The 15,891-nt window shown below is 28.8% G+C and carries 13 protein-coding genes; 3 read left to right on the forward strand and 10 right to left on the reverse strand.

The features are described 5' to 3' along the window. Window positions 1–86 precede the first annotated feature (86 nt). The gene (locus tag LJD34_RS10445) at window positions 87–1,766 is read right to left on the reverse strand and encodes an EAL domain-containing protein (RefSeq protein ID WP_227359836.1); all 1,680 of its coding nucleotides are present in this window, start codon (window positions 1,764–1,766) and stop codon (window positions 87–89) included. Between the two features lie 12 nt (window positions 1,767–1,778). After that, entirely contained in the window at window positions 1,779–3,983 is a 2,205-nt protein-coding gene (locus LJD34_RS10450; RefSeq protein ID WP_227359837.1) for a GGDEF domain-containing protein, read from the reverse strand. 356 nt (window positions 3,984–4,339) lie between these two features. Here LJD34_RS10450 and LJD34_RS10455 point away from each other — a divergent pair, with 356 nt between their 5' ends. Then, a complete protein-coding gene (locus LJD34_RS10455) occupies window positions 4,340–5,071 on the forward strand; it encodes a hypothetical protein (protein WP_227359838.1) in 732 nt (243 codons plus the stop codon). Between the two features lie 462 nt (window positions 5,072–5,533). Here the strand turns inward: LJD34_RS10455 and LJD34_RS10460 are convergent, their stop codons facing one another. The 5 genes from LJD34_RS10460 to LJD34_RS10480 all read right to left on the reverse strand — a co-directional run bounded on the left by LJD34_RS10460 (window position 5,534) and on the right by LJD34_RS10480 (window position 12,530). Then, complete coding sequence (locus LJD34_RS10460) at window positions 5,534–7,018, reverse strand: glycoside hydrolase family 1 protein (RefSeq protein WP_227359839.1); 1,485 nt, start codon at window positions 7,016–7,018, stop codon at window positions 5,534–5,536. 268 nt (window positions 7,019–7,286) lie between these two features. Continuing rightward, window positions 7,287–8,084 (reverse strand): hypothetical protein, encoded by a 798-nt coding sequence (locus LJD34_RS10465; protein WP_227359840.1) that lies wholly within the window; start codon window positions 8,082–8,084, stop codon window positions 7,287–7,289. A gap of 81 nt (window positions 8,085–8,165) precedes the next feature. After that, the gene (locus tag LJD34_RS10470; RefSeq protein ID WP_227359841.1) at window positions 8,166–8,813 is read right to left on the reverse strand and encodes an RNase H family protein; all 648 of its coding nucleotides are present in this window, start codon (window positions 8,811–8,813) and stop codon (window positions 8,166–8,168) included. A gap of 62 nt (window positions 8,814–8,875) precedes the next feature. Continuing rightward, a complete protein-coding gene (locus LJD34_RS10475) occupies window positions 8,876–9,820 on the reverse strand; it encodes a 3-hydroxyacyl-CoA dehydrogenase (RefSeq protein ID WP_227359842.1) in 945 nt (314 codons plus the stop codon). 115 nt (window positions 9,821–9,935) lie between these two features. Next, window positions 9,936–12,530, reverse strand: coding sequence for a YhgE/Pip family protein (locus LJD34_RS10480; RefSeq protein ID WP_227359843.1), 2,595 nt, complete (start codon window positions 12,528–12,530; stop codon window positions 9,936–9,938). Window positions 12,531–12,680: 150 nt separating this feature from the next. Here LJD34_RS10480 and LJD34_RS10485 point away from each other — a divergent pair, with 150 nt between their 5' ends. Continuing rightward, window positions 12,681–13,112 (forward strand): Rrf2 family transcriptional regulator, encoded by a 432-nt coding sequence (locus LJD34_RS10485; RefSeq protein ID WP_032090692.1) that lies wholly within the window; start codon window positions 12,681–12,683, stop codon window positions 13,110–13,112. A 44-nt stretch (window positions 13,113–13,156) separates the two neighbouring features. Here LJD34_RS10485 and LJD34_RS10490 read toward each other — a convergent pair whose 3' ends face one another. From LJD34_RS10490 to LJD34_RS10500, 3 genes are read right to left on the reverse strand one after another with little or no spacing between them, the layout of a single operon-like run. Further along, on the reverse strand, window positions 13,157–13,750 hold the full coding sequence (locus LJD34_RS10490; RefSeq protein WP_227359844.1) for a hypothetical protein: 594 nt from the start codon (window positions 13,748–13,750) through the stop codon (window positions 13,157–13,159). A 12-nt stretch (window positions 13,751–13,762) separates the two neighbouring features. Continuing rightward, window positions 13,763–14,317 (reverse strand): chromate transporter, encoded by a 555-nt coding sequence (locus LJD34_RS10495; protein WP_175301321.1) that lies wholly within the window; start codon window positions 14,315–14,317, stop codon window positions 13,763–13,765. After that, entirely contained in the window at window positions 14,314–14,874 is a 561-nt protein-coding gene (locus LJD34_RS10500) for a chromate transporter (protein ID WP_032090694.1), read from the reverse strand. Before LJD34_RS10500 ends, LJD34_RS10495 begins: the two co-directional genes overlap by 4 nt. A gap of 96 nt (window positions 14,875–14,970) precedes the next feature. Between LJD34_RS10500 and LJD34_RS10505 the strand changes: the two genes are divergently transcribed. Then, entirely contained in the window at window positions 14,971–15,834 is an 864-nt protein-coding gene (locus LJD34_RS10505) for a LysR family transcriptional regulator (RefSeq protein WP_227359845.1), read from the forward strand. Window positions 15,835–15,891: the final 57 nt, after the last annotated feature.

A 15,891-nucleotide genomic window follows, 5' to 3' on the forward strand; every position in this document is an offset into this window, starting at 1 on the left:
CACTCTTTCTTATTTAATATAAAAACATTTTATACTTTCAACAATCTACCATCTATCAAGTTTATGTAAAATTCCAAAAAGAAGAATTATTTCTTCTTAATTTGTCGATTATAAAACTCATCTTCTGGTGCTGGTTTTCCAAAAAGATAACCTTGAATATAATCTGGATTTAATTTTTTGATTTCTTGAAGTTCTTCTTCCGTTTCAACACCTTCAATACATACATTCAATTTCAAAGAATGTGCCATTTCAATAATATAAATCAAAATACTTCTTTCATAATTTGAAGAAAGTGCTTTTTGGGTTAAAACACGATCTATTTTAATATAATGCGGTGTTAAATCACTTAAACGATATGCATTTGAATAACCTGTTCCATAGTCATCCAAAATAAGCGTAATCCCTTCTTCTTTCAATGATGACCAAAGTTTTTTATAATGATATGTATTTTCTAAATAACCTGATTCTGTTACCTCAATTCCTAACAAAGCAGGTTTTAAGTTAAAATCTTTTAAAGCTTGTTTAATTTCATCTAAGATCTTACTTTTAATAATTTGTACATAGGACAAATTAACATTCACCTTAAATTCAGGAATAAATTCTTGCCACTTTTTACAACAAGCAACCGCTTGTCTTAAAATCCAACGACCAGCAGGAATAATTAAACCAGATTCTTCTAAAATAGGAATAAATTCTGCTGGTGAAATAAATTCAATTTGTTCATTTCTTTTCATTTTAAAACGCATTAAAGCTTCTGCGCCTATAAGATTTCTTGTATGTATATCAATAATTGGTTGGTAATAAACATCAAAATTCTTAAAATTGTGATCAACTGCATTTTGTAATTCAACACGAATTTCTCTTCTTCGAATGAATTGTTTATATTTATCTTGTGTAAAGAAATAACAACTATTCTTTCCTTTTTTCTTAGCTTCGTTTAAGGCAAAGTCTGAATATTTAATAAGTGTATCATAATCTTTCATTTCTTTATCAATCTCAACAATCCCTACTGAAATCGTATAAACCACGCGATATACATTCTCTTCTAAAGCAACCTCAACTGATTTTTTTAATTCATCATAAAGTTCTAAGATATCTTCTTTTGAGTGATTTGCTAAGTCCATAATTATAAAGCGGCCATTCCCCAATTCGTAAATCTTTTGATTTTCATTGATACACGATTGCATACACATAGAAAACTGTTTTAAAATTTCATCTCCACACTTTAAACCAAAACGCCCATTGATTTCGTCAAAATCATCAATACCAATTTGCATAAAATAACCTGTAATATTATTTTTACTTTTAGAAGAAACATACTCCTCTAAACTTGGTTCTCTTAAAAGTCCACTAATATTATCTGCTTTTTGTCTTTTTCCAATTTCATTAACACAACCAATAAGGTATAAAGGTTTATTAAATTCATCTAAAATCACATCACCTCGACAATTGACCCAAACTGGATTATGTTGTCGATCTAACCAACGATAATGTAAACTATGCTCGGTAATTTCTCCCGATTTAATTTTATTGAACTCATCAAATAATAAAGGAAGATCGTCTTCATAAACAAAATAATTATGGGCTTTTGTTGCATCACAAAAATGATAATTTGGCAAACAAAAACGACTTACGGCATGTTTTGAAATACTATAATAATCATTTTGAATATCAAAAAGATATAAATAATCATCCATACTTCGATTAAATAATTGAATAACTTCTTCCAATTGTTCTCTTGAAAGATTTATTTTATTTTTTTTCAAAACAGTTCCTCCTTATCCTTTTTTTCCTCTTTGTATATGTTTTTCCTTTTTTCTTTCATACATTAATGTATCTGCCAATCTAATGGTATGATTTAAATCAAAAGGACTATTATAGTCAAAGACACTTATTCCATAGGATAAACTAACATAATAAGGTAAATGATATTTTTTATTAAAGTATTGTGTTCTTTCTTGAATTAATGAATCAATTTGAATAATAAAATCTTCATTTTTACAAGTAAACGCAATACCAAATTCATCGCCACCTAAGCGTCCAATAACAGCATGTGTTTGAAAAATATCATTTAGTATTTCACATACTGTTTGAATTGCTTTATCTCCCTGGTCATGTCCAAATGTATCATTAATATATTTTAAATTATCTAAATCTCCTATAAAGAAATAAAGATTTTTGGAAAGTTCTTTATATTTTTTATAAAGAACTTTAATATTTTGAATAAGTCCTCGTCGATTATAAATATGAGTTAATTCGTCTGTATTAGAAATACTATTTAGTTCTCTAACAATAGAATTGACATTTAAAGATATCCCAATTTGATTAGAAAGATATTCAAGTGTTTCTAAATCAAAATATGTACAATCCGTCACCAAAAAGCCATAAAAATTTTCATTAGAGTAAATGCTTGTAAGTATTTTATAAGGTTGCTTTGCAAGATTTAAAACATCTTTTAGTAACACATGTGTATTTTTAATAGGCTGTCTTTGACCATTTTCTACATTTATAATTAATTCCATTGTTTTTGGCATGATAAATGGTCTAAATTCATAAGTCATAACAGGTGTTTCAAAAAGATAAAGCTGTGCATTATGAATACCTAGAGAAGGTATATTATCCGCAATAGCATAAATATCATCATTCAATGATTCAAACAACATCCCTTTATTCACTTGTCCAATACTTCTCATTCTCCTTGTATAGCGCTTTTCTTTTAACAAAAGAAGATAATTATAACTACTAATCATTTGTAAATAAATATATTGTTTAAAAGATTGGAGTTTTATTTTATCTTCCATGTTGAGGTAGTTTTCAGTATTTATTAAAAATGATAGACATAAAAAGAGTCTTTCTAAATCCAAATAACGAATATCATCTTCATTAAAAATCAAATTAATATAATCTCCTATTTGTTGATAAACGCGATGTTTCGTACAATCTTTTACCGAAAGATCCAATAAATAAGTAAAGAAACTCCATACAGTTTTTTGATAATTGGAACTATAAACCAATTTATTATCAAAAACATATTGTGTCATTCCTTGAGCTATATATTCATTACTTTCTTTTTCAGCTCTACAAAAACGAATAAATTCACCAATTTCAGTTTCTTCATGGTTTTCACAATCAACAGAAAGACGAGGAATAAAATGGGCATCAATGTATTGATTTTGTGTAGAACCATTTTTATAAAGATCATAGCCTTGTTTTATTCCTAAATAAGCAATAAAAGAAGCATCCGCATGACAAGAAGCAAGTGGTGGAACCATATGTGTTGATTCTGGTTTATCATCAAAACCAGACACCATAATATCTTTACCTACACGTTTTCCTATTTTTTCTAATTCACGATATAAATAATAAGCAATATCATCCGTCACGCACATAATTCCATCTAATTCAGGATTTTCTTGAAGCCATTTATTCATTAAATTCCCTGAATCAATATTATAACCAGGTGTCGATAAAATATACTTTTCTTCAAAAAGCATATCATGACTTGATAAGGCTTCTTGATAACCTGCAAGTCTTTGCTTTGCAGTAACCCCACTATCATAACCAGTAATAATTCCAATATGTTGACAATGATTTTTTTCAATCATATAACTTACAGCATCATAAACAGCTTTTTTGTTATTATAGACAACAAAAGGATAATCTTTTATTTGTGAATTTAAAGTAACTATTGGTATATGAAAATATTTTGGAAAAGCTTCTCTTGTTTTTTGATCCGTACGACAAATACTTGAAGCGGGAATAACTAAAAAATCTAAATCCAAATAATTTGCAAAAGCATAGACATTTGCTTTTTGATAATCAGAAGATTGTACAAACTTTACATTTGGATCAACTGAACCACCAAAAAAGATAACAAGTTCTATTCCCAGTTCTTTACACGCTTCATTTGCTCCTCGACATATTTCCATATTATAATCAGAGGCACTTGTAATCATAAGTCCTGCTTTAATTGAGTGTTCCATTTTTTCACCTCTTTTAATCAATTATAACACAAACCTATAAAAAAGATAAAAAAAAGACCAAATGGCCTTCAGATAAATTCTACAAGTCTTGTACAAATTTCAGAATGTTATTGTCAAAAAATTATTTAAGGAAGAAAAACCTGTTCATGATTTGTCTATGATGTTTATTATATTTTTTCTTAGATAAAAATCAATTTATTCTTATCAAAAGCAAAAATAAAAGCGATTACATTGTTAAAAACTTAATTAACTATCTGACACATCTTTTGATTTAACACCGTTATTATCACTTTAAACCGAGGAGTATCATCTATCACTTCTTTAAAATATTATATACTTGTCTTAAAGCGGTTACTATGGCTAAAAATCAAAAACCAAAAAAGGATTCTTTAATTACTTTAACTAGAAAATATGCAAATAATCATAATGAATGTGTAAAATTCTTTTTCAAAATGAAATGGCCTGTTGGCTTTTACTGTGAAAAATGTGGTCATCAACATTACCTACTTTCTAATACTATATTTCAAGATAATAAGCTAGATCTTTATAAATTAATTTTAGGAATGTATCTCTTTTTTACGGCAAATAAAGGTTTTTCTGCGATTGAATTAGCTAATGAATTAGAAATAAATTATAAAACAGCGCTATTACTTTGTAGAAAATGTAGGATTCTTATGTCCCAAAGTAACAGTGAAAAAATTCTGGATAGCTTTTTTTATGAAGCAGACGTTGCTTATATAGGCTCAAAAAGTAAAGAAGAACACAAACAAGGAGTTGCTACTGAACAGCAACCCTTTTTAGTAATGTTATCAACAGATAAAGAAAATAAATATCCAAATTTTTTAAAATTAATGCCAGTAGCTGTAGATAGTACAAATAATATTGTTAGATTCATCTCAAAAAAAGCAATACTTTCAAAAGAAAGAATACTAAACACTGATGGAAAAACAACTTTTTTAGGATTAACTGATAAAATAACATTAAAATCAGAAAAAATACTCTATGATGAAGAAAATCATAGATTGTATTGGCTTAGTGTATTAATTGGTGATATAAAAATAATATTACAGGTATATATCATGGAGTAACTAAACGTGACTTACCTTTGTTTTTGAATGAACAAGAATGGCGTTTCAACCATAGATATACTGGAAAGAACTTCATGAACAAAAATAAAGAAATATGTTTTGAAATCACATCCATGTCCTAAAAAAGCAATTATTACTGTACTCAATTTATCCAAACCATACTATGCACATGTGTCAGATGGTTAATTAAGAAAAAAAATAAAAAAAGGACAAACCAGTATAAAAAACTTATATATGGCAAATAGTCTATATAAATGAGAATAACTGATATATTACTTAAAAAACTCAAGAAAAGGATTTTCATAAAAGACCAATGAATATTAAGCAATAATGAAATCATTGATACCATTCATACAATAAGTTAATTCTACATAGATATCCATCTTGCTTACCCCCCTTTATCATCAGATATGATTACACTAAAAAAATTTCAAAAAAAGATGTGATTTTTAAAATCACACCTTATTCATCCTCTAATAAAACTTCTCCATTAGATTCAATTATTTCTTTATAACGATAATAAGAATCTTTTAATTTTCTTTCTAGCGTACCATGTCCATCATTAAAACGATCTACATAAACAAAACCATAACGTTTTTTCATTTCACCAGTACCAGCTGATACAACATCGATTGGACCCCAATATAAATATCCTCGACAATCAACACCATCTTCAATAGCATCATTAACATTCTTTAAATGTTCTTCAATATAATGAACTCTGAAATCATCATGAATTTCACCTTTTTCATCAATATTTTCATCTAAACCAACACCATTTTCTACAATTAATAATGGTAAATGATAACGATCATATAAAACATTTAAAGTATAACGTAATCCTACCGGATCAACAGCCCATCCCCAAGGTTGAGGTGCTTTATCTTTAAGATATGGATTATCACGGCATGTAAGTCCACCTGTATCTACTTTTAAATTCACATCACGATCAAATGTTGTTGAACGATAATAACTAAATGATAAGAAATCAACTGTATTTTCTTTAATCAATTTTAATTCTTCATCACTAAATTCTACATTTACTTGATCTTCTTTCCATACTTTCTTTAAATAAGTTGGTACAATACCTAAGCAGAATGGATCTGCCATAAAGAAAATATTCATACGTTGAGCATCTAAAGTTCCAACAACATTTAAAGGATCACAGTTATATGGATAAGTAGCTACTGATGAAGCTGTCATCATACAGCCAATTTGGTAATCTTCACTAATTTCATGTCCTAATTGAACTGTTTTCGCATTTGCGACTAAGATATTATGATAAGCATCCCATTGATCTTGTTTTGTTGTTGAACCAATTGGATCACTAGGATCTTTAGGATCTTTGATTGTAAGAACCCCACCAGCAACAAGCGGCATTCTAAATAACGCATTGACTTCATTAAATGTAAGCCAGAACTTAACTTTTCCTTTATAACGTGTAAAAACAGTTTTTACATAACGTAACCAAAAATCAATTAATTGAGGATTAGACCATCCACCATATTCAGTAATTAAATGTAATGGGGTTTCATAATGTGATAAAGTAATGACAGGTTCCATTCCTAATTCATTCATGCATGCAAACATATCATCATAATAAGCAAGACCTGCTTCATTTGGTTCAAGTTCATCCCCATTAGGGAAAATTCTTCCCCAAGCAATAGAAGTTCTAAAACTATTGAATCCCATACCTTTCATTAATTTTAAATCTTCACGGTAACGATGATATCCATCTACGGCATCATGTGATAAATAAACTTTATCTGGATTTAATTTCATTTCATATTTTTTCTTATCTTCATTCCATTGAATACCAGGATCTTTAGACATAATACCTACAAGTACATCTGTAACGTTCGGTTGTTTCCCATCTTCCAACCAAGCACCTTCATATTGATTAGCAGCAATAGCGCCACCCCATAAAAAATCTTTTGGAAAACTCATTTTCTCTACCTCCGTTTATCTAGGAGGTATTATAACACTTACAAAACAAGAGATTTATTCGTTTCATAATATGAAAAAAAGAGCAATCTTTTTAATTACTCTTTAAACATATCTTTTAATCATTAAGATTGAAAATGCTTTTCAATACTCTTTTTTTCATTCTCTGATAATTTTAAAATGTTTGTTGCTCTTTGATATGAACAATTTAACTCATTCATCACATTTCTTACATGTTCTATATTCTTTTCTTTACGTTCTATCTTTCGCCTTAGTTGATTCCTTGGCTAATTTCTTGATTGATTCCTTCATTTCTTGCTTTTCTTTCAAGAAAGTTTGCATAATCACACATTTCTTTGACCTCCCTTTCTATTTCCTTAAATCCATATCCTTTAATAATCTCTTTATTCCCTTGATAGTCTATTCTATTATTTAAAAAGGCTACTAATGGCATGAGTACTTCATCATGTTTGGGATACTTTTTTGTAGTATCATGTTTCTGGTTCAAGCATATCATAATAAGTTCTTCCTCGTCATGATTTTCTTTGTTTTCTTCTTTTCTATTCCTCCTTTCTTTTTTACTTTGTAAACATCTACATCTCCATCTTTTCTTTTTTGTTGCTTGTGGCATGATCCACAATGAATAGACTTTCTTCATTCCATCATAGTTTTTATCATCATATTCCCTTCCCCATTGTGTCGTTAATATCCTTAGTACAGACGCTATTCCTCTTGTTACAAGTGAATAACCTGGATGAATATTATTTTGTATTTCAACATTTAAATAGATTCGTTTATTGGTTTCATTTAATTGAGGAAGATCAACACAACATAACATATCAAACTTTACTGTTCCATAGTTTGGTATCATATTTTCATTATTGAGCCACCTAAAACACTGTTCATCCTTGATGATTTTCATAATTTCTTTAACACTTAAATGTCTTGCTTCTTTTACAAATTCATGAATCATTCTTGCTAGCATCTCCTGATTTCCTACGATTGCTTTGTAATGTTGACCTAACATGATTTTATGATTGGTTATTGTATTTTGTATTACCGTTTCCATAAGTAGTCCTCCTACTTATTTATTCGCTCTTTTTTTGCTTTTTTCTTCTTTTTTGTAAAAAAATTGGAAATTTCTTTCCAATTATCTACCAAGCGCTAAGTTAGCAAGTTCATCTGCTCGATCATTATATCGATTGATTTTCGTTTTATTTGCGACATGTGATTTTACTTTCACAAAAGTAATTTCAATTTGTTTTTCATATTCTTTCATTTGTTTTACATAAAGATTTTCAAGTCTTTCATCTTCATTAACCCACGCTCCTGTTGCATAGAAAGCAACACCTTCATAATCATGAATTACATACATTTTCTTGTATCCTTGTTGAACGCAATAAGAAACTGTATCTAACGCTGCTTTTAATTCTCCCATAACCTGATTATATTCTACAAATTCATCATCAAATTTTTGACAGTTTGTATAAATTTCTTGATTATTTTCAACAATTATTACACCAAAGCTATAAGCATAACATGTATCTCCATTTGTTAAACAACTTCCATCTACATAAGCATATGGTACATCTTTTTCATTTAAATTAAGTTGTGATTCATCCATTGTTTGTTTAAAAGATGCAATATAGCTCTCTACATCTTTTAACTTTTCTTGCGAAAACCCCTTATAAACATATTTTCCTTCGCTTACAAGTTTTTGACATTCGCTCCATTGTTTAAATTTATAAACCTCTTTTGTTAGTTTATCAATTGCGACATACAGTACCTTTTTGGCCATTTTTCCATCTCCATCCCTCTTTATAGTTATAATAAATAAAAAGAAGAATACAAACAATTCTTCTAATATTTATAAAAACCTTCACCTGAAGCTATTCCAAGTTTTCCTTCATCAATATATCTCTTTAACATCTTAGCCATTCCTTTAAAATTATAAGGAGCTAAAAATGAAGGAACTTTTAAATACATTGAAACAATATTATAAGCTGTCGTAAGTCCTACCGTATCTAAAATTTGGAAAGGTCCTTTCGGAGCTCCTGTACCTAAAGTCCAAGCTTTATCTATACTTTCAGGATCGCTAATCCCATTAACATAAAGATCCATACCTGAAAACAATAAAGGAACAAGCATTGAATTTAATAAATATCCTGATTTTTCTTTACGAACAGGTAATGGTATCATTCTTATTTCTTTAGCAAAATCCATAATCAAATCAAAATATTTTTGATTCGTTTGTTTTTGTGCCATGACTTCTGTCATATTATTTTTCCAAATACTATTTGCAAAATGTAATGATAAATATTTTTCTGGACGTTTTGTATATTTAGCGAACTTCGATGGTAATAATGTAGATGAATTCGTAACAATAACTGTCTTTTCAGGTAATAAATCTGCCATTTTTTTATAAATATCCTTTTTTTGTTCTACATTTTCAGCCATTGATTCAATAATTAAATCGGCATCACTGACTGCTTTTTGTAAATCTAATTCTAATTTAATATTTTCATAGGCCTTATTAGCTTTTTCTAAACATTTTTCTTTATCAAAATCTTCATAATCGCTAATACCCATGGCCCAATTTTGAGGTGTCTTTCCTTTATCGCTATCCATTAAAGTAATCGTATCATGATAAACCTCTTTTAAATGATCTAATTTAGGCTGACATCTTCCTATACTTCCTTCACTTCTAAGCCAAATCGTTACATTAAATCCACAATAAGCTGCTTGATAAGCAATTTGACTTCCTAAAACGCCTCCACCAATAACAACAACATTTTTAATTTCCATAGATTCATCCTCCTACCTTTATTTTACCATTTTGTTAAAATGTTCACAAAAGATATTTTCGCTTTTAGTTTGAACTACATATAAAAAAGAACCCTATTTCTAGGATTCCTTTATACTATTCAGCTTTTGTTGAATTTACTTCTTCAAACATTTGAGGAATTGCATGTTTATCTTCTTTGTTTTTATATTTGAAGTAAACAACTGTTAATAATGAACATACTATTAAGATTCCTGCAAACACTGCAATTTCAACTGAAATTGAAGGAGCTGTCATACTAATTGTTTTTCTAAATCCATCTACACTATAAGTATATGGTACAAATTTATGAATAGCTTTGTAGATAGCTGGACCTGTATCTAATGGATAAGTACCAGCAGAACCACCTAAGTTAACAATCATGAATACAAGCAACAAGAAGTCACCAATAAATCCAGTTGTTAAACTTAATAACATGACAAGTGACATAAATGCCGCCGATACGAGAATTGCAAGTAAGTATGTTAAACCTAAATTAACAGGTTCAAATCCATTAATTAATCTTAAAGCAGTAACCATTACGATAGCTGCTAATGTAGAAACTGTATACATAACAGTTGCTTTACTTGCCCAATATTTCCATGCATTTTCAGCTTTTTTAATACCATGTCTAATTGGATACATTAAAGCAAATGCTAAGCATGTTACATATAAACCAACTGACATCATATAAGGAGCCATTGCATGACCGTTATTTTCAACTTTAGAAATTTCTTTATGACTTGTTTCAACAGGAGTAGCTACCATATCAGTAGTTTTATTTGTTGAATCAATCTTACTTTCTTCTGCACCAGATTTTAATGCATCATTTAAAGTAGTTACACCATCAGCTGCACTCTTAATTCCATCACCTAAAGTATCAGAACCAGCAGCCAACTTACTAGCACCATCACTAATTTGACCAGCACCATCAGATAATTGATTAGCACCATTCATTAATGTAGCATTATTGCTTACTAATGTTGAAGTACCTGTAGCCAATTGATCAACACCACTTGTTAAAGCTGTAATTCCTTTAGTTAATTCAGGAACATTACTGTTTAATTTTGAAGTACCATCAGCTAAAGCAGTAGCACCACTTGTTAAAGCTGTATTGTTATCAGCGATTTGTGTTAAACCTTTTTGTAAACTATCCACACCAGCTGTATAAGCTTGAACACCTGCAACTAAAGCATCTTTAGAATCAACAGTTACTTGTTTAATATTTCCATCATTGTCAACAGTTACATATTTACCACCATTAACTTTTGCATTCACTTCATTTAATCCAGCTTGGACTGTTTGAGTTCCACTTACTAATCCTGTAGGAACTTTTGTACCATCTGTTAAAGTTCCACCATTAAGAGCTGCATCTAAATCATTTAAACTTGATTTAGTTGAACTAGATAATGTATTAATTGCTGTAGATGCACCTGTTGTATAAGTAGCAACCGAATCCATATATGAAGCTACACCGTCTTTATATTTATCTACAGGGAAATAATTTGTTAAACCATAAGCATCGATTTCTGCTCTTGACAATCCACTAGTTAATAATTTACTAGCAATTCCTTGTTTTTGAGCATCACCACTTGCATTTAATGTTTTAATTAATGTAGCATAATTATCTAATGATGTTTTTCCATCAGATAATTGAGTCAATGAATCTTGACTTGCTGCCATAGTTTTTTTGGAAGTTTCAAGATTTTCTTGTAATTTTTTTACACCATCAACTACTTGTTGATTTCCTGCAACTAATTTTTCAGCACCTTCACCTAATGCTTTAACACCTGCATTTAATTCTGTGTTATTTTCAACCAATTGATTTGCACCAGCTAATGCTTGACTTACACCTGCTGTATAATCACTAACACCTTTATTTAATGCTTGAGCGCCAGTATTTAAATCACTTACACCACTAGCTAATGTAGGAGTAGCACTACCTAAAGTACCAACACCTGTTTTTAATTGGTAAATACCATTATTTACTGTAACAACACCATTTGTGTAATCTTTTAAACCTTTAGTTAAAGTATTTGTACCATCTTTAAATGTTAAAGAACTACTTGCTAATACTTTTAAGTTATCACTAATAGTTTTGTTACCATCTTCTAATTGAGTCATACCATCAGATAATTGTTGAGTACCATCGCTAGCTTCAGCAAATCCATCTGACATTGTTCCAATTGAAGTAAAGATTGTTTCAGCATATGTTTTTGTTACTGAAGATGAAACTTCAGCTTTAATTTTTGCGATTGCTGAATCATCCATTTTTGATGCAACATAGTTTGTACCTGGGTTTGTTGTATAATTTAAAACCATCTTTTTAGGATTTTTATCCAACAAAGTTGTTGCATTTTTGGAGAAATTGCTTGGAATCGTAATGACCATATAATAGTCACCATTTTTTAGTCCCTTATTTGCTTCTTTTGAATTTACAAAATGGAAATCTAATGAATCGTTGTCTTTTAATTTTTTGACTAATTGATCACCAACGTCTAATTTCTTATCGTTGTATTCAACCGCCTTATCTTTATTCACGACAGCGACAGGAAGATCTCCACTGTTTCCATATGGATCCCACATAGATCCAAGGAAGACAACTGTGTAAATACTAGGAATAAGAATAAGAGCAACTAAAACGATTTGAATCCAATGATTTTTTAAAATGTTTTTCCACTCTTGCTTAATCATAAATATCCTTCTTTCTATCTTCTATAGACATTTTACATCTATAGATATATAATGTCTATAGAGTATTATAATTTTTTCAATATAAATGTCAATATTCTTACATACAAAATATAAAAAATTAGTTATAATAAAAAAAGGGAAGGGATTACAATGAGAATTAGAAAAAGTTTTGAACAAGCAATTTGTATTTTATTGCTTATTGGTACAAGTGAAGGACCACTTAAAAGTCATGAATTAAGTAAAATGTTAGATGTTTCTGATTCATATTTAAAAAAAGTAACTAGACAACTTGTAGTAGCTGGTCTTATTACCTCTAAGGCAAGTAAGCTAGGTGGTTTTATTTTAAACAAAAAAATGAATGATATTTCTTTTTTAGATATTTTTGAAGCAATTGAAGGAAAAGAAAAATTTATTGAAACTACACATTTAGTTGATAAAGTCTTTGATCCAGCATTAAATATTCAACATACAGAAGATATCATTATCAATCATTTAGATGCTGCTGAAAATCAATATAAACAAAAACTCAAAGAAATCAATCTTGGTGAAATTACAAATTATGTTCATCAAAATTCAATCTAAAAATAGGCTTGGGAATTCCCTAATAAGCCTGTTTTTAATTTAATCTATTTATTAAATAACAATTCTAATAAATGAACACCATTTCCTTTTCCTAAAAGAATTCCTTTTAAACAGCGATTACAAACACAAATAATTTTCTTATTATCAAATTGTTGAACATATTCTTGCATGTATTTTTCTTGTACATCTTTAGGATAATGTGATAAATGTGTATCATCTAACGCTTTTGATTCATAATGGAGTGTTCCACAAAAAATAGAATTGTCTTTATTATTTTTCATTTCAATAACTTCGATATTCATTTTCTTTAAAAGACTTCTAACAGCTTGATGTACTTCAGGATGATTTCTATCACGAAAACAATCCTGTAAATACATTTTTTGTCCATGATAATCAGGAAAATCAAAATTATCTAATTGATCAAAATATTCCCAAACAGACATAGTCTTTACTTGATTCTCTATTTGCTTTCTACAAGCTTGACATACATATAAACCAATATCGCCTTTTTCAAATTCTCTTTTATCAATTTTACAACATCTTGCAATCGGCATTTGTTTTTCAAAATAATCTCTTACTTTTTTTGCTGTTTGAAGATGCATTGTAGCAAAATTACAACTTGGATAATAAATATACATTTTTCTTTCCTCCTATATCATTTGAATAACAACCTCACTGATTCCTGCAAGAACCATAACTAAGATTGGATTCATTTTATATTTTCTAAGTAATATTAAACAAATAACAAAAACAATCATTGCATGATATCTTAAATAAGATATCCCAATAATAGATTCTTTAAAAAATGAAGAAATTAAAATACTTATACCACTAATTGCAATCATTGAAACAACCGCTGGTCTTAAATAAGCTAAAATTGTTTTCATTACTTCCATATTTTTATATTTTACATATAAATAAGCCAGTAATGAAACAATCACACACGAAGGTAAAATACATCCAAGTGTTGCAATCAATGCCCCTGGTAAATGAGCAACATATTGTCCTACGAAAGTAGAAGAATTAACTGCAATTGGACCAGGTGTCATTTGAGAAATTGTAATAAGATCTGTAAATGTATTTTGACTGATCCAATGATATGTAGAAATTACTTGTTGACTAATAAGTGGTAAAGCTGCATAACCTCCACCAAAGCTTAATAAACCTATTTGAAAAAAGGCCCAAAATAATTGTAAATAGATCATGCTTTTTTCCTCCTCATCACTAAATCAATAATAGCAAGTAAAATACATCCTAGAATAATGTACATAATATTAATATTAAAGAAATAATTCAAAACAAATGAGACAATCATAATTAAGATATTTCTACCTTGATGTTCATCCATGACACTTAAAGCCATATCATAAACAACACTTACAATAATTGCTCCAATTCCTGCACGCATTCCAAGTAACATCGCACTTATGATTTTATTCGTAATAAATATTTTATAAAAATAAGCTATCACACTAATAATCACAATAGGAGGAATAATTGTCCCTATTACACAAACAATAATTCCTAAAATTCCTGCCATTTTATATCCTAAAACAATCGCTCCATTAACAGCTATTGCTCCTGGAGCACTTTGTGCAATCGCTACTAAATCCAACATTTCTTTTTCATCAATATAATGAAGTTGATCCACAAATCTTTCTTTTAATAAAGAAACAATCACATAACCTCCACCAAAAGTAAATGCTGATAAATAAAGTGTAGAGGTAAACAATTCCATTAATAATTTTCTTTTTTCCTTCATTTATATCACCTATTTCATCTTAATACACATTGATTCATCTGTAAAATATTATATAATTATATTATACATAGGTATTTACCTATATAAGGAGGCATTATGACATTTAGACATCTAGAAATCTTTATGAGTGTTTATCAAAATCAAAGTATTACTAAAGCATCCAAAGAATTACACATTAGCCAACCTTCTGTTTCATTAGCTATTAAAGAATTAGAAGAAAAATATCAAACACCCTTATTTGATCGTATGAACCGTCAAATTTATCCTACAAAAAAAGCTCATCTTTTATATAATCATTCATTACAGATTCTTTCATCTCTTGAAAATATGGAAAATGAAATGTATGAAGACCATGTAGAAAATATTTCTTTTGGCTGTAGTGTCACTATGGCACAAGTTTTTTTACCTCAATTATTAAAAAAATTAAAAATGATTTATCCAACTATTCATTTTCATATTATCGTTAATAATCTTGAATATATAGAAAATTTACTTTTAAAAAATGAACTTGATTTTGCTTTAATTGAAACAACACCGCTTCATCAATTAAAAAAAATTGCTTTCTATCAAGATGAACTTGTTATCGTTGTTCATCAAAAGCACCCTTTATTAAAAGTAAAATATTTAAAAGAATTAGAACATTTTGATTATTATTCACGTGAAAAAGGAAGTTCTATTTATGAACTTGTTCATAGTTATTTTATAAGTCATGATTTAGATATTGTGCCAACTATTGAATGTACAAATCCTCATGCTTTAATTGAACTTGTTAAACAAAATGATGGTTTTACGATTCTTCCTTATTCTTTAGTTAAAGAATCAAAAGAAATAACTTATTTAAAAAATAATGATTTTCAAATACAAAGAACGTATCATATTGTTATGCATAAAGACAAAAAACTCCTTCCTCTCTATCAAGAAATATTTGAGCTTATTAAAAAAAAGGATGTTACGATTTAAATTAATGTGGACCCCATGTCAAGGACAATAAATAAAAAAGTACTTAAATTTGAATAA

Origin of the sequence: Faecalibacillus sp. MSK20_93 (assembly GCF_020589945.1) — a bacterium.
Classification (GTDB): Bacteria; Bacillota_I; Bacilli_A; order Erysipelotrichales; family Coprobacillaceae; genus Faecalibacillus; species Faecalibacillus intestinalis.

Excerpts from the sequence above, each read along its gene's own strand:
- LJD34_RS10450 (WP_227359837.1), bottom strand. The coding sequence starts at position 3,983 with ATGGAACACTCAATTAAAGCAGGACTTATGATTACAAGTGCCTCTGAT.
- LJD34_RS10455 (WP_227359838.1), top strand. The coding sequence starts at position 4,340 with ATGGCTAAAAATCAAAAACCAAAAAAGGATTCTTTAATTACTTTAACT.
- LJD34_RS10460 (WP_227359839.1), bottom strand. The coding sequence starts at position 7,018 with ATGAGTTTTCCAAAAGATTTTTTATGGGGTGGCGCTATTGCTGCTAAT.
- LJD34_RS10465 (WP_227359840.1), bottom strand. The coding sequence starts at position 8,084 with ATGGAAACGGTAATACAAAATACAATAACCAATCATAAAATCATGTTA.
- LJD34_RS10470 (WP_227359841.1), bottom strand. The coding sequence starts at position 8,813 with ATGGCCAAAAAGGTACTGTATGTCGCAATTGATAAACTAACAAAAGAG.
- LJD34_RS10475 (WP_227359842.1), bottom strand. The coding sequence starts at position 9,820 with ATGGAAATTAAAAATGTTGTTGTTATTGGTGGAGGCGTTTTAGGAAGT.
- LJD34_RS10480 (WP_227359843.1), bottom strand. The coding sequence starts at position 12,530 with ATGATTAAGCAAGAGTGGAAAAACATTTTAAAAAATCATTGGATTCAA.
- LJD34_RS10485 (WP_032090692.1), top strand. The coding sequence starts at position 12,681 with ATGAGAATTAGAAAAAGTTTTGAACAAGCAATTTGTATTTTATTGCTT.
- LJD34_RS10490 (WP_227359844.1), bottom strand. The coding sequence starts at position 13,750 with ATGTATATTTATTATCCAAGTTGTAATTTTGCTACAATGCATCTTCAA.
- LJD34_RS10495 (WP_175301321.1), bottom strand. The coding sequence starts at position 14,317 with ATGATCTATTTACAATTATTTTGGGCCTTTTTTCAAATAGGTTTATTA.
- LJD34_RS10500 (WP_032090694.1), bottom strand. The coding sequence starts at position 14,874 with ATGAAGGAAAAAAGAAAATTATTAATGGAATTGTTTACCTCTACACTT.
- LJD34_RS10505 (WP_227359845.1), top strand. The coding sequence starts at position 14,971 with ATGACATTTAGACATCTAGAAATCTTTATGAGTGTTTATCAAAATCAA.